The 20,500-nt window shown below is 41.8% G+C and carries 14 protein-coding genes and 1 pseudogene; 8 read left to right on the top strand and 7 right to left on the bottom strand.

From position 1 onward, the window contains the following. Positions 1–45 precede the first annotated feature (45 nt). The 3 genes from ACKWCA_RS19270 to ACKWCA_RS19260 form a co-directional block, all read right to left on the bottom strand. Complete coding sequence (locus tag ACKWCA_RS19270; protein WP_413979866.1) at positions 46–1,176, bottom strand: class I SAM-dependent methyltransferase; 1,131 nt, start codon at positions 1,174–1,176, stop codon at positions 46–48. A 73-nt stretch (positions 1,177–1,249) separates the two neighbouring features. Beyond that, positions 1,250–2,338, bottom strand: a complete 1,089-nt coding sequence (locus ACKWCA_RS19265; protein ID WP_413979865.1) for an AI-2E family transporter — start codon at positions 2,336–2,338, stop codon at positions 1,250–1,252. Between the two features lie 3 nt (positions 2,339–2,341). Next, complete coding sequence (locus ACKWCA_RS19260; protein ID WP_413979864.1) at positions 2,342–2,992, bottom strand: DUF4159 domain-containing protein; 651 nt, start codon at positions 2,990–2,992, stop codon at positions 2,342–2,344. Between the two features lie 45 nt (positions 2,993–3,037). Between ACKWCA_RS19260 and ACKWCA_RS19255 the strand changes: the two genes are divergently transcribed. Next, complete coding sequence (locus ACKWCA_RS19255) at positions 3,038–3,841, top strand: DUF1223 domain-containing protein (RefSeq protein ID WP_413979863.1); 804 nt, start codon at positions 3,038–3,040, stop codon at positions 3,839–3,841. Between the two features lie 62 nt (positions 3,842–3,903). Here the strand turns inward: ACKWCA_RS19255 and ACKWCA_RS19250 are convergent, their stop codons facing one another. Both ACKWCA_RS19250 and tsaD read right to left on the bottom strand, forming a co-directional pair. Next, complete coding sequence (locus tag ACKWCA_RS19250; RefSeq protein WP_413979862.1) at positions 3,904–4,611, bottom strand: 16S rRNA (uracil(1498)-N(3))-methyltransferase; 708 nt, start codon at positions 4,609–4,611, stop codon at positions 3,904–3,906. A gap of 28 nt (positions 4,612–4,639) precedes the next feature. Then, positions 4,640–5,668 carry a tRNA (adenosine(37)-N6)-threonylcarbamoyltransferase complex transferase subunit TsaD gene (gene tsaD / locus ACKWCA_RS19245; RefSeq protein ID WP_413979861.1) on the bottom strand — a complete coding sequence of 343 codons (1,029 nt, stop codon included), beginning with the start codon at positions 5,666–5,668 and terminating at the stop codon, positions 4,640–4,642. 101 nt (positions 5,669–5,769) lie between these two features. Here tsaD and ACKWCA_RS19240 point away from each other — a divergent pair, with 101 nt between their 5' ends. The 4 genes from ACKWCA_RS19240 to ACKWCA_RS19225 all read left to right on the top strand — a co-directional run bounded on the left by ACKWCA_RS19240 (position 5,770) and on the right by ACKWCA_RS19225 (position 13,293). Next, positions 5,770–10,197: a translocation/assembly module TamB domain-containing protein gene (locus ACKWCA_RS19240; RefSeq protein ID WP_413979860.1), complete on the top strand. Its 4,428-nt coding sequence runs from the start codon at positions 5,770–5,772 to the stop codon at positions 10,195–10,197. 152 nt (positions 10,198–10,349) lie between these two features. Next, complete coding sequence (pfkA, locus tag ACKWCA_RS19235) at positions 10,350–11,336, top strand: 6-phosphofructokinase (protein ID WP_413979859.1); 987 nt, start codon at positions 10,350–10,352, stop codon at positions 11,334–11,336. Positions 11,337–11,357: 21 nt separating this feature from the next. Continuing rightward, the gene (gene gap, locus ACKWCA_RS19230; RefSeq protein ID WP_413979858.1) at positions 11,358–12,359 is read left to right on the top strand and encodes a type I glyceraldehyde-3-phosphate dehydrogenase; all 1,002 of its coding nucleotides are present in this window, start codon (positions 11,358–11,360) and stop codon (positions 12,357–12,359) included. A gap of 76 nt (positions 12,360–12,435) precedes the next feature. Further along, positions 12,436–13,293, top strand: coding sequence for an N-acetylglucosamine kinase (locus tag ACKWCA_RS19225; RefSeq protein ID WP_413979857.1), 858 nt, complete (start codon positions 12,436–12,438; stop codon positions 13,291–13,293). A 27-nt stretch (positions 13,294–13,320) separates the two neighbouring features. On the opposite strand, the gene ACKWCA_RS19220 is transcribed toward ACKWCA_RS19225, so the two are convergent. Next, on the bottom strand, positions 13,321–13,707 hold the full coding sequence (locus tag ACKWCA_RS19220) for a RidA family protein (protein ID WP_413979856.1): 387 nt from the start codon (positions 13,705–13,707) through the stop codon (positions 13,321–13,323). A 53-nt stretch (positions 13,708–13,760) separates the two neighbouring features. Further along, positions 13,761–16,511, bottom strand: a complete 2,751-nt coding sequence (locus tag ACKWCA_RS19215; protein ID WP_413979855.1) for a putative LPS assembly protein LptD — start codon at positions 16,509–16,511, stop codon at positions 13,761–13,763. Between the two features lie 199 nt (positions 16,512–16,710). On the opposite strand from ACKWCA_RS19215, the pseudogene ACKWCA_RS19210 reads away from it, so the two are divergent. From ACKWCA_RS19210 to ACKWCA_RS19200, 3 genes and pseudogenes are all read left to right on the top strand, one after another. Then, a pseudogene (locus tag ACKWCA_RS19210) lies at positions 16,711–17,406 on the top strand (N-acetylmuramoyl-L-alanine amidase family protein); the annotation flags it as partial. Positions 17,407–18,198: 792 nt separating this feature from the next. Continuing rightward, the gene (locus ACKWCA_RS19205) at positions 18,199–19,161 is read left to right on the top strand and encodes an MlaD family protein (protein ID WP_413979854.1); all 963 of its coding nucleotides are present in this window, start codon (positions 18,199–18,201) and stop codon (positions 19,159–19,161) included. A 3-nt stretch (positions 19,162–19,164) separates the two neighbouring features. Then, entirely contained in the window at positions 19,165–20,490 is a 1,326-nt protein-coding gene (locus tag ACKWCA_RS19200; protein ID WP_413979853.1) for a 4Fe-4S dicluster domain-containing protein, read from the top strand. The last annotated feature ends 10 nt before the right edge of the window (positions 20,491–20,500 follow it).

Below are 20,500 nucleotides of genomic sequence, written 5' to 3'. Positions count from 1 at the left end.
CGGAAGTGAAATGTGAAGAGGTGTTGAATTTGTTTTTTTTAGAGATTAAAACGATACGAGCCGGTCTAATTTTTCGCAGTGAAGAACGACGAGTTTATTGTCCATATTCTTGGTAAAAAAAAGATATATTTTTCCACCATCCGTGATTTTATATTTTTTTTTAATAGCTGTAACTGATTTGGGGAAGTTTCTAGTGGATATATTCGCCTTCTTACCGGTCAAAATGGATTTGGCTTTACTGTTATAGGGCAGGCATTCCCTAATTACAAATATTCGACCAGGAAAATCCAAAAGATCGTCGGAAGTATACAAATGGGTATGCTGATGAAGTTTTTTTAACGCATACCGACTACTTATGGTTTTAAACGCTCCTGATTTCATTATCGCCGCATTAGGCTCATAGAGGTACTTCATTGGCGCTCCCAAATCGGAATTCGATTCCTGTTCTTCGTCAAAATAGAAGTCAAAGGTCTGACTTCTGCCCTTATGATAGTTTCTGGTTTTGACCAGAACCTGTCCATTGTAGTTCTTTTGCATGACCCATAGCAATTCCTTAACTTCATTGTCTATCGCAACAATATGCAAAGTCCGTGCATACTTCATATCCTTTAAGGCAGAGGAAATATCTAAAAATGGAGCGGTTTTTATAAGAAGGTTTTTTGTTGAACGAAACAAAAGGTCATAATGTTGGGTGACATCCGGTGAGCAATCCGACAGGTGAAAGACTTTTCCCTTTTTGTCACTCCTACGAGAAGGGTCTAGATACAACCAGTCGAATTTGCATTTCTCTTCCTTTAAGAAAGAGACCCCATCTCGTAGAAACGTCTGTATGTTTTCAACACCCAATATGTTGAAATTATGGGCCCCGATTTCGGCTAATTCGGCATTGATTTCACAGTAGATCACGGACTTCATTTTTTGGGCGAAGTAATAGCAGTCGACACCAAGACCTCCAGTTAAATCCACAAGTGTTTTTCCAGATACGATTTCCGATTTATAACGAGCAGCTATCTCTGAGGAGGATTGCTCGATATTCAACTTTTTAGGGTAATAAATTTGAGCCGTTTTGAACCAGGTAGGAAGCTTGTTTCTACAGCGTTTTTTCGATTCGATTTGCTCGGCTAGTTCTTTTGGCGAAACGGTGTTGAAAATAGGCTTTTTGAGCAATAATGACACAATGTCAGTATCTATATTTTTGTCTATAAACAATTGTATATCAGTATTTAATATATCTTTATTCAACGTTAAACTATAGATTTTTAGTCAGCGATTTCACAATCTTATTTTCGGCTAAAAATTCTTTTAAAATGACCTTTATGGCGGTGTATCCGGGTACGGCGATAATCATTCCGGTAACACCAAAAAGAAGGCCGCCGATTATGATTACCAAGAAAATTTCCAGAGGATGTGATTTCACACTATTTGAAAAAATATAGGGTTGAGAGAAGAAGTTATCGACCAATTGACCAATGATAAAACCGATCATTACATAACCAGTTTTAGGCAGGATTACCGTGCTGAAATCAGCCCCTAAATTACTGGTCATCGAGAGTATGAACATCAATGCTCCACCAATGATGGGCCCCACGTAAGGAATCAGGTTTAAAAGAGCGCAAAGAAAGGCGATGACAATGGCATTTTCGATGCCGAAAATGAACAGGACAATAGAGTAAATAACGAAAAGAATAAGAATCTGAAAAACAAGCCCAACAAAGTAACGGGAGAGCAAATCCTTGATTTTCGTAATGGATCTTTTAAGTCTACCTTCCTTGTTGTTCGGGATAAAGACCATCAGTCCATCTTCAAATAATTTACTGTCCTTTAGGAAGAAAAATGCGATAAAGAGCACAGAGAACAGTCCTACACTCAAACTCCCCAAGATACCAACGAAGGAATTCAAGAAGTTCGGGATGAACCCAAAATCAAGATTTGCGAAGAGTTGGGATTGCTTAAGGCTCTCTTCGATATCAGAGGAACTTACTCCAAAATAATCTGTAATCTGCCGATATAGGTTTTCCACATTTCCTTGCAGGTCATCAATGTTCAAAAGGGAGAGATTTTGCCCTTGTTGCACCAATAATGGAATAAAGAGGGCGATGATTCCCGCGATAATACCGATCAGTAAAAGCATGGTTACAATAACGGCTATCGTATTGTTGAATTTGAGTCGTCTTCTTAGGAAGAGTACGATAGGTCTTCCTATCAGAGAAATGACTCCGGCAATTGCAATATAAACGAGTACTGATTTTATCTGATAAAGAAAATATCCCAAAATAAAGATGCCCAAGATAATACCTAGAGCACGTAAGATTCCGTCAGCAATAGTCTTTGAAGTCATGTGTTAGTTTTTGAAAACGTAGGATATGATGTTTGCTCCCATTTTAAGGGCTTTTTCACGCACTTCTTGTGGGTCATTGTGTACCGTGGCATCTTCCCATCCATCTCCTAAATCCGATTCGAACGTAAACAATAAGACTAAACGGTTCTCATGGGAAATACCCAATGCCTGAGGTCTTTTCCCATCGTGTTCATGAATTTTGGGTAAACCTTCCGGAAAATTGAATTCCTGAGAGAAAACAGGATGATCGGCTCCGAGCTCTTCCAGTTCCTTTTCAGGAAACACCTTAATCAGTTCTTTTCTTAGATATGGTTCCATTCCATAGTTATCATCGATATGCAAAAATCCCCCGGCTATTAAATAGGTTCGAAGATTTTCGACCTCTTCTTCGGAAAAAATGACATTCCCATGTCCTGTCATATATAAAAAAGGGTATTGGAAAATGGAACTGTCACCTAACTCCGCTGTATTGGGTTTCTCCTTGATTTTTGTATTGATGGTTTCGTTGCAGAACCGAATGAGATTCGGCAATGCGGTCGGATTTGCATACCAATCTCCACCACCATTATATTTCAATATCGCAATTTCTTGGGCGTTAAGTGAAAAACATGTTAAAACCACAAAAAAACCGATTATTCGAGTAAGGTGCATCATGAATGGACTACTTAACTATGGAAAGTATCAAATTTAGGAATTATCATGTTGAAAAAAGTAAGTGTGGCACTAATTGTTTTATCCGGTATTTGTGCCTTGGCATTTAACACTGCCCTAGAAAATGAAAATACCGCTGAAAATATCAAAGAAGGAAATGATGAAGCTACTGAACTAGGGATGTACGAGCCTATCGTGGTCTTAGAACTCTTTACGTCTCAGGGATGCTCAAGTTGTCCGTCTGCGGATTTGCTCTTGGAAAAGACCAAAAAACAGTTTGATAAAGAAGTTTATGCACTTTCGTATCATGTGGATTATTGGAATTACATCGGTTGGAAGGATCCATTTAGCAAATCGGCCTACGCCGAGAAACAACGCAAGTATAATATCAAGTTTAGAAACCGCAGTAATTATACCCCTCAGGTAGTGGTCAATGGTAAAGAGCATTTTGTGGGGTCGAGTGCGGGCAAGATGTCCAGCGCTATCAATACGTACAAAAAGGAGAAGTCGGAAAACCAGCTGGTTACCAAAGAAGTGCATATTGTTGACGGCAACTTGAATTATCAATATGCCGTCAAAGGGCCGATCAAGGGGAAAAATATTAGGGCACTCATTGTATTGGATCAAAGAACTACTTCGGTGAAACGGGGCGAAAACAGGAATAGAACCTTAAAGAACAGTAATGTGGTAGTGGCAGAAAAAACCGTTACCCTAGATGTGGAAGACGGTTCCATGACCATTGCCATACCTGAAATCGTGAATCCGACAGAAAAAATCAGCCTCATTGTACTTGTTGAGAATGATGATTATGATATTACCGCTGCCCATAAGCAGCAGGTCGAGAGAACGTGAACGTAAGTGTTGTTTGTTTAAATGTCCTGTATTCTCCTTCTACTTGGAATGCGGGGCATTTTTTAACCATTATTGATCGTCGCTACGATCGTGCAGGCAACTATAGCGGCTGTTTCCGTCCGTAATCTATGGCGTCCTAACGAAACAGGAAGGAATCCATTTTGCAAGGCCAAATCAATTTCGGACTTTGAAAAATCACCTTCCGGCCCTATGAGAATTGTCAAATCCTTGTCTGGGGCTACCCGCCTTTTTAGGTCTAATTTTTCTCCATCCTCACAGTGGGCGATAAAGTTGAGCTTTCCGGTGGTGCTTGTGATAAAGTCCTCATAGCGCGTTAGGTCGTTCAATTTAGGCAGGTAGGTCTGCAAGGATTGTTTCATGCCCGATTCGACCACTTTTTTCAACCTGTCGATCTTGATGGTTTTACGTTCCGATCTTTCACAAATGATCGGGGTGATCTCGTGTACGCCGATTTCGGTCGCTTTTTCCAAAAACCATTCGAAACGATCATTGTTCTTGGTAGGTGCAACAACCATGTGGAGCGTATGTTTCCTTGGATGCTTTTTGGTTTGTTTCACAAGTTCGGCGCGACATTTTTTGACGTCCGGTGAAATAATGCGCGCTTCGAACAAATAACCTTTCCCATTCGTGATGTTGAGTACATCTCCTTCCTTTTTTCGAAGAACTTTGATAATATGTTTGCTTTCTTCTGCTGAAAAAGTGAATTGAGATACACTACCGTCCAATAAGGGGTTGTAAAATAATTGCATAATCGGGGTGTTAATATGTTTTCGAATTTTAGGTTCCTATGATATAACGCGCCTGGGCCGAGACGTTCTTTGCCGCAAACTTTTTTTCTTGATATTTGAGAAAACCAACAATTCCGATCATGGCTGCATTGTCAGTGCAATATTCAAATTTCGGGATATAGGTTTTCCAACCCATGTCCTGTTCTGCGTTTAACAAAGCAGCTCTGATGCCAGAGTTCGCCGAAACTCCCCCGCCAATAGCGATTTGGTCGATTCCCGTCTGTTTTACGGCCTTTTTGATTTTGTCCATCAAAATTTCGATGATGGTATATTGAATCGAGGCGCAGATGTCCTCAAGGTTTTCGGAAATGAAGTCTGGGTTTTTAGCGGTCTCTCGTTGAATGAAATACAGAATACTTGTCTTCAGACCACTGAAACTGAAGTTTAGATCTCCGACCTTGGGTTTTGGAAACTGAAACGCCTTGGGGTTTCCTGACTTTGCATGACGATCGACCAGTGGCCCACCAGGGTAGGGTAGCCCCAAAATCTTAGCACTCTTGTCAAACGCTTCACCTACTGCATCATCTAAGGTTTCCCCCAAGATTTCCATATCGAAATAATCTTTGACCAGCACAATTTGGGTATGTCCTCCGCTTATCGTCAAAGCCAGAAAAGGAAAGGTCGGTGCCTTCATCTCATCAGCATCTATAAAGTGGGCCAAAATATGGGCTTGCATATGATTTACTTCAATCAACGGAATATCCAACCCCATAGCCAAAGACTTTGCAAAAGAAGTGCCTACAAGGAGTGAACCCATAAGTCCCGGTCCGCGTGTGAAAGCTATGGCGGATACTAGTTTTTTGTCGATATTTGCCCTATCTAAAGCTTGATGCACCACCGGAACGATATTCTGTTGGTGTGCCCTAGAGGCGAGCTCGGGAACGACGCCCCCATACTGTTCATGAACGCTTTGTGTTGCTACTACGTTGCTTAACACTTTGTTGTTCCGTAAAACTGCAGCGGAAGTATCGTCGCAGGAAGATTCGATGGCTAGAATATAAATAGTTTCGTTTTCCACGGTTTTGGAATAAAAATTGAAGTATCTAAAAGTGCAAAGTTAAAACATAAACGACTATCAAAAAACTTAGGAAAATACTACTCCGAATAGTATTGGTATTCATGCTGATAGCGGTTTTAGGCACTATTATACTTTCTTTGCCGGCTGTACAGACAAGATTGGCCAAGGTGGCGACCAACTCCATTAACAAAGAGTTCGGAACCAACATCAATATTGATAAGCTAAGGGTATCCCTTATTTCTTGGGACACCTCTATGAAAGATATCTTTATTGAGGATTACGAAAAAGATACGTTATTTTACATCAATAGTTTGACCACCTCCATATTGAGCATGCGTAATCTCGCTCAGGGCAAGTTGGAGTTTGGTACCATTGAAATCGATAAGTTAGATTTCAAATTGAAGACGTATAAGGATAGTATCAGCACGAATCTAGAAGTTTTTATAGACAAACTTGATGACGGAAAACCCCGGAAACCCGGTACACCCCCTTTCTTTTTCTCCTCCTCGAATATTGAGATCGCCAACAGTACCTTCAAGCTTCTTGACGAGAATAGGGAGACAGAAAAACTATTGGATTTCAAGAACCTGAACATCAACGCCCAAGAATTTCAGATTTTAGGACCGGAGGTTACCGCGAATATCGAGGCCATGTCGTTTGCCAGCCATAGAGGAGCTAAAGTAAACAAACTGGCAACGGACTTTAAATACACCAAGCAGCAAATGCGCTTTGATTCCTTACGGATTACGACGCCTGAATCCGAATTAAAAGGAGGATTGGTGTTCAATTATGACCGCAAAGATTTTGCCGACTTTTTAAACAAGGTAAAAGTGGAGGCCGACTTTTCAGATTCAAAAGTGGCTCTGGATGAACTGAACATTTATTACGATCAATTCGGTACCGGAAAAACAGTACGGTTTTCCTCAAAAATCAATGGGGTCCTAAATGATCTTAATGCAGAAGACCTATTTGTGCAATCTGACAATACAGGTATACGGGGTGATTTCAACTTCAAAAATCTCTTCAGCCGATCAGACCCTTTTGTGATGAACGCTCAAATGAAGAATGTAACGACCAGCTATTATGAATTACGCTCGCTATTACCCAATATTCTCGGCACCTTACCGACCTCTTTCAGAAAGTTCGGCCAGTTTACCGTTCGCGGAAATGCAGTAATTTCCGAAACCGCAATAGATGCAAGAGTAAACCTCAATACGGCCGTGGGAAGTAGCTATGCCGATTTGAAATTGACCAATATCGACAATATCGACAATGCAACTTATGAAGGGTTTGTTTCCTTAATCGACTTTGACCTGGGGGACTTTGTCGAACGGCAAAGCTTGGGAAAGATTACCTTGGATTTCAATGTAGAAGGGGAGGGGCTTGCGGCAAAAAACCTGAATACGGAGGTTATCGGTCAGGTGTATTCAGTAAATTTCAACGGGTATGATTATCAAAACTTGAAGGTCTCTGGTATCATCAAAGACCAACTTTTTGACGGTTCACTGGTCAGTGATGATGATAACCTGAAGTTCAACTTCAAAGGACTCGCGGATTTTGGCTCGGCGAAGAACAACTTTAATTTCATTGCTTCTGTGGATCATGCGGATTTAAAGCGACTGAACTTTATCAATGACAGCATATCCATTTTCAAGGGTAATGTGAATATGGATATCACGGGCAACTCTTTGGACGATATTGTGGGCGACATCAAATTTACTAAGACCAATTTCCAAAATAAGAACGATACCTACTACTTCGAGGATTTCAAGATCTCATCGACCTTCAGAAGTGATTCTGTACGTACGATTGAAATCAATTCTACCGATATTATCACAGGATATATGAAAGGGAATTTCAAGGTCAGGGAACTCGGTAGATTGGTTCAGAACTCCTTGGGTACGGTGTATACAAACTATCGGCCTTTTCAAATTTCGGACGGTCAAACGTTGGCCTTCAATTTCAAGATCTATAATAAAATAGTGGATGTTTTCTTTCCAGAAATAACTTTTGATCCCAACACCTTTATAAAAGGTGATATCATAGCGGATGAGGGAGATTTCAAACTCAATTTCAAATCGCCAAGTATTGAGGCCTATGGTACGAAAGCGGATGAGATTGAATTGAAGATCGACAACAAGAATCCCTTGTTCAATACTTACGTTTCGGTTGGCGACCTTTCAACGCCCTATTATGATGTCAAAGATTTCAACTTGATCAATACTACGCTCAAGGATACACTGTTCTTTAGAACGGAATTTAAGGGTGGTAGCGAATATGACGATAGTTACAACTTGAACTTTTACCATACCTTCAATACCCAGAATAAATCGGTCATTGGCTTGAAGAAATCAGATGTGAGCTTCAAGGGCAATACCTGGGTTTTGAACAAGGACGGTAATACCCAAAATAAAGTCATCATCAATCGAACCCTTGATAGCATTTCCATTCAAGAGATTGTGATGAATAATGAGGAACAAGAGCAAATTCGTTTGCGCGGACAGTTGGCCGATTCTACCTTCAAAGACCTGCAACTTCAGTTCAAAATTGTATCCTTGGACAAAATAGCCCCGGTTATCGACAGCCTTAAACTCAAGGGGGAAATCAATGGTAACCTGAATATCTTGCAGAAAGATGGAATCTATTTACCAAGCTCTAATCTCTCCGTCGAAGATTTCTCGGTCAATAATATCAGGTTGGGTGATTTGACTATGAGTATTGTAGGCAACAGAGATCTATCTGATTTCAGGGTGAATTCCCAAATTACGGACAACGGAATCGAAAAATTAGGAGTGGTCGGTAGTATCGATAATTCAGGCGACATACCACAGACCAATCTATTGGCCAATTTTAGGGATTTTGAACTTGAACCCTTTAGCCCATTGGGTGAGGGCGTGATAGATCAGATACGGGGTGATGTGAATGGAAGTGCCCGAATAGTGGGTGATATCAATAGTCCGAGTATCAACGGACTTTTGACCTTGAACAATGCCGGTATTGCCGTGCCCTACCTCAATGTGAATTATGGCTTTGCCCCAAATTCAAGGGTGCGATTGTCGAATCAGAGCTTTAAATTCGAACAAATCGCACTTACCGATGTTGCTGAGAATACAAAAGCAACGATTGACGGAACGATAAGTCACACGGCCTTTGACGACTGGATTTTGGATCTTGCCGTTGACACGAATAATGACCGTCTGTTGATATTGAATACGGAATATGACGAAGAGGAACTGTATTATGGTGCCGGTTATTTGAATGGTACGGGCAGAATTTTCGGCCCTACGACGGCATTGACCATTACGGTAGATGGAGAAACTGCGCGCGGTACCTCCTTAAAGATTCCTTTAAGCGATGTCGCTTCCGTTGGCGATTATTCGTTTATTAACTTTATTGACAAGAAAAGTGTCACCACCTTTGATGCGGAACGCGTGCTCGATGATGTAGAAGGCTTAGAATTGGAGTTTGACTTGGATATCACGCCGGAAGCCGAGGTGGAAATACGGGATCCGGAAACCGGAAGTACTTTAAAGGGAACCGGAGAAGGAATTGTTTTGATGCGAATCAATACCAGGGGTAAATTTGAAATGTACGGAACCTTCGCTGTCGTCACCGGAACCTATAATTATAAATTCGGCAATATTATCAATAAGACTTTTGATGTGAAACCGGGAGGAACCATCAACTGGGAGCGCGATCCTTTAGCCGCTCAAATCAATATGGAAGCCGTATATTCCTTAAGTGCCAGTCCGGCTCCGCTACTGCAGAATACAGGATATACCAGAAGTGTAAGCACAGATGTGGTCATCGGCCTAACGGGGGAGTTGGAGAGTCCTGATATTGCCTTTAACATCGAGTTTCCCGGTGTAAGTTCCGTGGTGCAGTCCGAACTGGAATACACCCTTCAAGATCCTACGGTTGAAGAGCGAAACGCCCTATTTCTATTGGCCCAAGGCTCTTTTGTTAGCAATCAGACCGGTATAACTTCGCAAGCAGTAACAGGAAATTTGATACAATCGGCCTCTAGTATCTTAAATCAGGTGCTCAGTAGCGGAAATGATAAATTCAAATGGGGAATCGACTACCAACAAGGGTATCAAAATATCAATGAAGGTATTGAGACCGATGATAGATTGGGTGTTTCCGTATCGACGCAGATCAGCGATAGGGTACTGTTCAATGGTAAAGTAGGTGTTCCAGTAGGAGGTGCCCAAGAGACTATCGTAGCCGGAGATTTTGAAATTCAATTGTTATTGAACGAAGAAGGTACGTTGAGTGCGAAGTTTTTCAGCAGGGAAAGTGAGATACAGGAATATTTGCAGCGGGCGGGAACTACGGAGCAAGGAATCGGACTCTCTTACGAAGTCGACTTTGATACCTTCAAGGAAATGTGGCGTCAAATATTCGGAAAAAAAGAGGACGAACAAAAACCGACACCTCAATCAATACCCGATGAAACTAAAAGTTCTCCTATTATGGTTATGGGAAAAGATAGTCTGATTCGTGTCTTGCCCAAAAATAAGAAGTAGTTCCTTCAGAATTATGTAATCGTTGTATTCTGCACAAGAAGTTTACATTTCGTTTACGAAAACGTTTGAAGTGTTAGCAATTCATTAATAAAGCCTCCTGACTATTCCAAAATTCAGATAAGTTTCCTAATTTCGCTAGCTTAATTTTTTTTATGACTTCAGAGATAAAAAAAATAGGAGTTTTCACTTCTGGTGGCGATTCTCCGGGAATGAATGCGGCAATCAGATCCGTTGTACGGACCTGCGCATATATGAAAGTCGATTGTGTTGGCATCTATAGAGGGTACCAAGGCATGATCGAGGGCGATTTCAAGCCGATGGATGCCCGTAGCGTCAATAATATTATCAATAAAGGAGGAACCATTTTGAAATCGGCGAGATGTGACGATTTTAGAACGGCTGAAGGCCGGCGAATGGCCCACGAGCAATTGCTTGCCGAAGGTATAGATGCTTTTGTGGTGATAGGGGGAGATGGTAGTTTCACCGGGGCTATGAAGTTCAACGAGGAATACAACTTTCCGGTAATCGGAATACCAGGCACCATAGACAATGACATTTTTGGCACATCCAATACCTTAGGTTTTGATACGGCTTTGAACACGGTGGTCGAGGTTATCGATAAGATACGTGATACGGCAAGCTCACACAACCGTTTGTTTTTTGTTGAGGTCATGGGTCGCGACGTAGGACATATTGCACTTAACGTAGGTGTAGGTGCCGGTGCGGAAGAAATTTTGATACCCGAAGAGAATTTAGGCCTGGAGCGCTTGATAGAATCTTTAAAGCGAAGCAAGAAATCGGGTAAATCATCAAGTATAGTTGTAGTTGCCGAAGGGGATAAAATAGGAAAGAGCGTATTTGAATTAAAGGAATACGTTGAAGAGCATTTACCGATTTACGATGTACGTGTTTCGGTTCTGGGTCATATGCAACGGGGCGGCTCACCCTCGTGCTATGATAGGGTATTGGCCAGTAGAATGGGCGTAAAAGCGGTCGAGGCCTTGATAGAGGGCAAAACCAGCCTGATGGTAGGGGTGCAGAACAATGAGATTACTTTTACCCCGATCAGTAAGGCAATCAAAGGGCATACAAAAATCGATAAGGAACTCATCAGGGTTTCGGATATAATGACAACATAATAAATATAAAAATAGAGAACAATGTCAAACTTGAAAATAGGAATCAACGGATTTGGAAGAATAGGTAGATTGGTATTCAGAACCACCGTTAAAAGAGGAGATGTGGATGTGGTGGCCATAAATGATCTGCTGGATGTAGAACATCTGGCTTACTTATTGAAATATGATTCGGTTCATGGCAAATTCGACGGGACTGTCGATGTACAGGATGGAAACCTTATCGTCAATGGCAAAACCGTTCGGATTACTGCCGAAAGAGATCCCAAGAATATCGCATGGGATGCCGTTGGTGCTGAAATTGTTGCCGAGTGTACTGGTATTTTCACGACTTTGGAGACTGCACAGTATCATATTGATGGAGGTGCCAAAAAAGTTGTTATCTCTGCGCCTTCGAAAGACGCTCCGATGTTCGTAATGGGGGTAAACCATTCAGAGGTCAAAGCTTCTGATACCATTGTTTCCAATGCGTCTTGTACAACCAACTGTTTGGCCCCTATGGCCAAGGTGTTGAATGACAATTTCGGAATTGAAGAGGCATTGATGACCACAGTACATGCAACCACAGCTACCCAAATGACCGTAGACGGACCTTCTAAGAAAGACTGGAGAGGTGGTAGAAGTGCTATGTTGAATATCATTCCAGCTTCTACAGGAGCTGCAAAGGCGGTAACGAAGGTAATCCCTGCATTGGAAGGAAAATTGACAGGAATGGCTTTCCGTGTTCCTACAGCCGATGTTTCCGTAGTCGATTTGACGGTAAAACTTCAAAAAGACACTTCTTATGAGGAAATCAAGCAAGCTTTCAAAACAGCTTCCGAGGGGGATTTAAAAGGAGTTTTAGGCTATACCGAAGAAGCCGTGGTATCACAAGATTTCGTTAGCGATGCCCGTACCAGCATTTTCGACGCCGGAGCCGGAATCGAATTGAATTCAAAATTCTTCAAATTAATTTGTTGGTATGACAACGAAGCTGGATTCTCCAATAAAATGGTAGATCTTACTCAGCACGTAGCAAGTTTATAAAAGTTTTTATGATGACATCCTGAAGAATTAGTGTAAATGCACTAATTTTCAGGATGTCTTTTTTAAATAGAGCGGTATGATATTAATTGTTGATAGTGGAGCTACCAAAGCAGATTGGATAGCCTTAGATGAAAAAGGTGAGCGCCTGTTTCTTACCCAGACTTTGGGGTTGAGTCCTGAGGTGTTGACCAAAGCAGTTATTGAAGATCGTTTGGCAAATAATTTTGAGCTTTCGAAAAATAAGGAAGAAGTTACCCGTCTTCATTTTTACGGCGCGGGTTGTGGAACGGATCGAATGAAGCGTTTTCTAAAGGATATATTTTCAGATTTCTTTCCGAATGCCAAGGCCCATGTAAAAGAAGATACCTATGCCGCTATCTTCGCAACAACAAAAATCGGTAATCAAAGCATTGTCTGTATTTTAGGAACCGGATCAAATTGTAGTTACTACGATGGACATCAACTTTTTCAAAAAGTAACTTCCTTAGGTTATATTCCGATGGATGACGGTAGTGGAAACTTCTTTGGTCGCAAATTGATACGCGACTACTACTTTCACAAAATGCCGCAAGACCTGGCGATGAAGTTCGCAAAAGAATATGACCTCGATGCTGATGTTATCAAGGAAAATCTATACAAACAACCGAACCCGAATACCTATCTGGCAACTTTTGCCCGATTTTTGGTAGAGAACAAAGACCACCCCTACTGCAAAGGGGTCATCGACAAGGGTTTTCAGCAGTTCGTAAACAATTATATCATGCAGTTTGAGTTGGCCACCAAAGTGCCAATTTGTTTTGTGGGTAGTATTGCGCATTATCTTCGTGATGAATTGACCACAGTGCTTAAGCGCAATGACTTGATTGTTGGTGTAATACGCCAACGACCTATTGACGGTCTGGTGGAATTTCACAAAGAAAACCTGTTGGTCTAGCCCACGGATTTCATCAATCTCGACCTACTATTTCACGGCAATCATCGAAATCTCTACATTGACGAATTTAGGAAGATTTGCAACCTCCACAGTCTCACGGGCAGGTGCGGTTTCAGCGTCGAAGTAACCGCCGTAGACCTCGTTCACCAAAGAAAATTGATGCATATCCTTCAGAAAGATGGATGATTTGACGACATTGTGAAAAGACATGTCGGCCGCATCAAGAATCGCCTTCAGATTAAGCATACATTGATTGGTTTCCTTTTGAATATCGCCGGATATTAACTCGCCTGTTGCAGCATTCATTGGTATCTGACCCGAGATGTACAGGGTATTGTCGCTGAGAATAGCTTGGTTGTAGGGGCCAATTGGCGCTGGCGCCTTTTCGGTATTGATTATTCTTTTTGTAGCCATAGAATGTATGTTTTATTTCTGTGATAAATAGGGTATGGATGAGCAGTCCAAACCTATCTGACAATGGGTGGTTGGCTGCGATTCTCCCATTTGAGATCTTTGAGTATTGAAGCACTTATTCCAATAAAGAAATTCCATTGACGAAAACGCCCAAAAGGGGTCCAATTAAAACTCATATCAAAACTTTTTAAGTTGCGTTGAAAGCCCAAAGAGGTGAGGCCAAAGCCCTTATTGACAAAATCATAGCTGGAATTTCCCCTTAATTTCCACCGCGGCGAAAGTTCTATATTGCCTGAAAACATTATAGAGTGGTTGGTCAGTTCACCCTGCCTGTTGTTATTGTTATACGATGCCGAATAGGCCAATCTGAAGTCCCAAGGTATTTTTGCGGCATAGGCGGGATTATCGATATCCGACTCGTCTTTTCTATCGGGATCTCGATTATCAAGATTGTTGAAATCGTCTGCTCTACCGAAAAGGTCATCGTCTCGCCCGCCGCTCTGGGCCACATAGTCATATTCACCATCTTCCTCTTCCTCTTCTTCGTCATCATCCTTTCTTCCGAACATCTCACTATTAATGCTATAACTGATATTCACATTCGCTCGGGTCAAACGAAAAAGACTTCCGCCATTATCAATATTCCAAGTATCGATTCTTCTGCCGGTATTATCTATTGCATAGGGGTCTAAGGAAGCTGAAAAGTTGATTGACATTTTACTGTCTAAAATAGAAGTACCGCCATTAATGCTCAAAGGGCTCAATTTTAAAGAGTCCGCTTCCAGATTGTATCCCGTACTGATATTGAAATTACTTAAAATCGGGATTTTCTTGGGTTCCGTGGCCGTGGAATCCTTATCACGCACTTTCGCTTCCAGGGTATTCGCCAATGAAAAGCTGAGACTATTTGATTTACCTAACCTAGGAGCTCCGTTCAGCGTACCTTCAAAACGACTGTATTGAACAAACTCTTGCTTATCAAGATCGAAGTACTCATCGTAAAATTGGTCAAAAGATGGCGCATATCCATAACTGATAGAGGGGCGCATGACATGACGTATGGCCTGAATCTTTTTATCTTCCCCAAAATTGAAAGTTCCATAAACGGTCGTACCCACACTAGCACTAAGGTTGTATTGATTGTATCGATCAAAACCGCTGACCGTATCGCGCACGACTGAACCTCTTTCGGTACCCTCACCCGCAACAAAACGCTGATTGAAAGTTTCTAAGGCCCATACATCTTCGTAAGAACCTCCCATTGTGACACTAAAGAATTTTGCAACTTTGAAATTGGTACTGATGGGTATGGTGTGTCTTGCTCCGACCCTTGCGTTGTCGAACATTTCGCTTTTCAGAAAGTCCTCATCGTTAGTGGTCAAGGTATTTCTTGCGTTGACATTGTACTGCATATTGATGTTCTGAATCACCCCTTTTTTAATACCATCCCTTTTTGCAAAAGGAAAAATACGTTCCATACTAGCTTGAAATGTAGGTAGGGTCATTGTAATATTGTCCCTGCCGTCCGCCGTAGCCGTCTCCGAGGTCAATTGGCTGTGCGTAGCGGTAAGACTCATATTTACGGATGGATAGGCCGGAAACGTCTTTGAGTAACTAAGGGAAGAAGATAAGGTATTGTTCAACCTATTAGCCGTATTGACTTGGTTCAACGAGTTTTGATAATACTGGCTACTTCCTAAATTAACCGAAGCGGAAAACCGGGAATTGGGACTTGCTTTCTGATCCTGTGAATGGGATATTTGTAGGTTCCAGTTCGAGCTTCTGCTAAAATCGCTAAACCCTTTTTGACTATTCACGAGATTTTCAAAACGAAAATTCACATTTCCGCGATAGCGATAGCGTTTGGCATAAACAGATTGCCCTCTGAAGCCGTAGCTGCCATTGGTATAGTAATCCCCAGTGAGTGTGAGATCCACATAATCGCTTATAGGTAAATAATAGCCTCCGTTCTGGAGAAAATAGCCTCTATTGGGGTCGTTGCCGATGGAGGGCATCAAAAGACCGGCACTGCGGCCTACTGCCAATGGAAAATAAGCGAAGGGCAAACCTATAGGGGTAGGAACGTCGGCTATATAGATATTACTGAGACCTGCGATCATTTTTTTACCAGGAACAAATTTGGCTTTTCTAACACGGATGTAGTAATCTGGGTTAATGGTGTCTTGTGCAGTCGTTATTTTAGCCTCGCTCAAAAAATAAACCGAATCGTTCTCTTTTTTGGTAATTTCGGCATACACTTTCATATTGTCGCTACCTAATTGGCCCGCTCCTGCCTGCTGTTCGGTTCTGGAGTTCCAGATAAGGGCTTTTTTGGTATCGAAGTTAAAGCGTATCGAATCGGGTATGACTACACTTTCGGCCTGTTTGAAATAGGGCAATTGCGAATAGTTGCCCAATGAATCTTTAATACGACCCGCATAGACTTCATTTTTCACATAATCCATTATAATGATGCCTGCCTTTAATTCGGTATCTTGATAAAGGATTTCAGCTTCGTTATACAGGTATATCTTCTGGTTTTTTTGACTTAATATAATCGAATCCTTGGCTTTATAGTTGATAACATCGACGAGTAAAGTTGGCTTTCCATTGCCCGGTGTTATCTGTGTTGAATCTATGCTGGTACTATCCCGCTCGGCAATGACAGGGTAAAGAGGCGCGATAATCGAGTCGGGTTCCGCTTTGATCGGTAAGGGAATCAATTGGTCTTCTTGGGAAAAAGCCGAGAACGCACTTACCAAAAGCAGTAATAGTAAAAGTAAATGATGTTTATTTGATTGCAAGGCTATAAATCCTATTTTTGTAAGGTCTGGCTTGACTTAAGAAGGTCAAACTTACACATATTTTTTATTCCCCATATACGGTATTACAATAAATTTAACCATTATGAGAGCACCGATGTCCCCAAATTTCAATGACGAAAAAGGTTCGTTCCTTTCCGTTCTTTATGTGCTTTTTTTCTTGTTCTTTTTGACTGCGAACATGCTGAACGGTCAAAGAAACGATGATCAATTTGTTGTCGTACTCGATGCTGGTCACGGAGGACACGACCCAGGGAATCTTGGAAATGGATATCTTGAAAAGAATATTGCCCTGAACATCGTGCTGAATGCCGGAGCGATTTTAGAACGAACTCCAGGGATAAAAGTAATCTATACTAGAAAAGACGATACGTTTGTTGACTTATTTGTGAGGGGAGAAATTGCGAATAAGGCCAATGCCGATCTTTTTGTTTCGGTTCATTGTGACTCACATACTTCCAATGCCCATGGTGCGGGTACCTTTGTACTGGGCCTACACGCGAACAAACAGAATTTTGAGATTGCCAAGAAAGAGAACTCGGTGATTTATTTGGAAGACAATTATGAGTCTCGCTATGCGGATTATGACATTAATTCACCCGAATCGGTAATTGGCCTGACGATTATGCAAGAAGAATTCTTAGATCAAAGCATCGCATTGGCCAAGAGCATACAGTACAATTTTGCGAAAAAGTTGAATAGAAAAGATCGCCAGGTAAAGCAGGCAGGCTTTATAGTTCTGCATCAGACATTCATGCCAAGCGTTCTTGTAGAAACAGGCTTCTTGACCAATGATGATGAGGGAGCCTATTTGAATTCGAAAAGGGGGCAGTCGGAAATGGGAGCAAGTATTGCACAAGCGATTACCGCCTACCGAGATGGAGTGCAGACAGGTGCTTCCCAAATGACAAGCCCAGCGAACCCGGTGGTTTCCGAGCCAGACGAAAAAACCGAGATTGTCGCGAAAGAACCAGATCCGGATACCAGTGGAGCTATTTCCGATGCTGCAGAGCAGTTTGCTAAAAATCCAGGAGCAAATCCGATGGCCGAAAAGGTATCAGAGGCGAACGAAGCTTCGGAAAAGGTCAAGGAAGTTGCCGATGCCCCAAAGGAGAACACTATCCCTGAAACTACCACCGTAGTTGCCGATAAGGTGGAAAAGGAGATTACCGAACCTGTAGCTGAAGAGGTAGCGGAGCAAGTGAAACAAGAGGTGGTTCTTGCAAGTCAATCAACCAAGACCAAAGAAACAGCTAAGGAAGCACCTGCGGACAGCCCAACAAAAGAAGCCGTCGAACCCCAAAAAAAGGAAGTGGCGGTAACGAAAGCACCACCGAAAGCGAACACCAAGAATATCGTTTTTAAGGTACAATTGATGGCAAGCAAGAAGGATATCGCCCTACAGGCATCTAACTTTGGAGGGCTCAATAAACTTTCTAAAGAGCGCTTTAACGAATTTCATAGATATATGTACGGCAATACCGATTCGTTCACCCAGGCCAAATTGCTAAAATCAAATGCAGATGCAAAAGGGTATCCTACCTCATATATTGTGGCTTACAAAGATGGTGTTCGTATTCCTACCCCCGAGGCAATAAAACTAGTTTCGGAATAATAGCTGCTTCAGATTTTTATTTCTAATTTTGTTACTCATAGAAAAACCATCCTTTTGAAATTATCCAGAGAGATTAAAACAGGATTGATTGTAGTAATGGGCATTGTCTGTGTCATTTTTGGCTATAGTTTTCTAAAATCCACTTCCCTTTTTGATGATGACGTTACGCTTTATGCCGTATACAAAGATGTGGGTGGACTGCAGACAGGTACAGCGGTCTCCATTAATGGAAAAAATGTAGGCGCGGTCAATAGTGTCGATTGGAAAGACGGCGCGGGGAATATACTCGTAACGTTTACCGTAAGCCGTGAGTTACCCTTTTCTAAGAATAGTTCGGTAGAATTATATGATACTGGGATTATAGGAGGTAAAGGACTTCGAGTTAACCCGGTTTTTGAAGGCCCCCTGGTAGCGAACAGGGATACCTTGTCCACTTCGGTAAAGGCAAGTCTAAGCGAGGTTGCCGATCAGAAACTGTCTCCCATATTGGAGAAGTTTGAATCTGCATTGACCGATGCCGACTCGGTAATGTTGAATGTCAATCAAGTGTTGGATGTCAAAGCCAAAAGAGACTTGAGAGAGGCCATATCAGGATTGAACGAACTGATGAGCAGTCTAAATGGTAGTGCTACTAAATTGAACAGAATACTAGGTACGAACGAGAAAAAACTGGATAATTCACTTTCCAATTTTGAAGTAATGACCGGTAATTTTGCCAAGCTTTCCGATTCTTTGAACAGCGCTGGTTTGGGTAAGACAATGGCAGATTTGGGCACAACGATGGCTAATTTGGATAAGCTTATGGCCCGTATTGAATCAGGAGATGGAACCTTAGGGAAATTGGTGAATGATGAAGAGCTTTACACCAATTTGAACAATGCTTCTCGCGAACTCGATTTGTTATTACAAGATTTTCGTTTGAATCCGAAACGGTATGTGAACGTTTCCGTTTTTGGTAAGAAGCAAAAACAGTATGCTGTTCCTGAGGAAGATCCCGCAGAACAAATCGAGAAATAGTAGATGGAATACCTCCCCAATATCTTATTTACCATATTGCTTGTGGCCGGTATAGGCTACTTTGCAAAAAATGTTGCGCGTCTCCGTCGCAATATTAATTTGGGTAGGGATGTAGATATCAGTGGCGATTCTTCCATTCGCTGGAAGAATATGGCCAAAATCGCCTTAGGGCAGACCAAAATGGTCGTGAGGCCTATTGCTGGAATACTTCACGCTATCGTCTATGTTGGCTTTATTATAATCAACATCGAAGTTTTGGAGATTATCATTGATGGAATTTTTGGAACCCATCGCATTTTTGCCCCTCTTGGTGTGGTCTATGATTTCTTGATAGGTTCTTTTGAAATTTTGGCAATACTGGTCGTTGTGGCGGTCGTAGTCTTCTGGATTAGACGGAATGTCATACGCCTTAAACGCTTTATCAAGCCGGAAATGGAGGGTTGGCCAAAAAAAGATGGAAATCTTATTCTGTACATCGAACTCGTTTTGATGACCTTGTTTTTAACCATGAACGGTGCGGATTTTCAGTTACAACAATTGGGTGTCGATCCTTATGTGGAAGCTGGTTTTTTTCCGGTAAGTCAATTCTTATCCGTTCTTTTTCAAGGAATGTCGGAGGCCTCTTTGATTATGGTCGAGCGTACGGCATGGTGGTTGCATATCATCGGAATACTTCTTTTTCTTAATTACCTCTACTATTCTAAGCATTTGCATATTCTGCTGGCTTTTCCAAACACGTATTATGGGAATATTGGACCAAAGGGCAAGTTTAAAAATTTGGAATCCGTTACACAAGAAGTCAAATTGATGATGGATCCCGAAGCCGATCCCTATGCGGCACCGGCGGAAGAAGCATCGGAACCTGAAAAATTCGGGGCTTCGGATGTCATGGATTTGAATTGGGTACAGCTCTTAAATGCCTATACCTGTACGGAATGTGGTCGTTGTACGAGTGAATGTCCCGCAAATCAGACCGGTAAGAAGCTTTCTCCACGTAAGATCATGATGGATACCAGAGATCGTCTTGAAGAGGTCGGCAAGAATATGGAGGCCAATAAAGGATCTTATGTAGATGATGGTAAACAACTATTGGGCGATTATATTACCAATGAAGAACTTTGGGCCTGTACCTCGTGTAATGCCTGTGTAGAAGCTTGTCCGGTCAGCATCGACCCCTTGTCGATAATCATGGAAATGCGGCAATTTTTGGTTATGGAGCAATCGGCGGCACCCACAGATTTGAACAATATGATGGGGAATATTGAAAACAACGGAGCGCCATGGCCCTTTAATCAAATGGATCGTTTGAATTGGAAGGACGAATCATAAAATAATTGTT

Origin of the sequence: Maribacter corallii (assembly GCF_047345415.1) — a bacterium.
In the GTDB taxonomy this organism is placed as follows: Bacteria; Bacteroidota; Bacteroidia; order Flavobacteriales; family Flavobacteriaceae; genus Maribacter_C.
The sequence above is the reverse complement of the archived record's forward strand: the minus strand, read 5'-3'. Positions and strand labels throughout refer to the sequence as shown.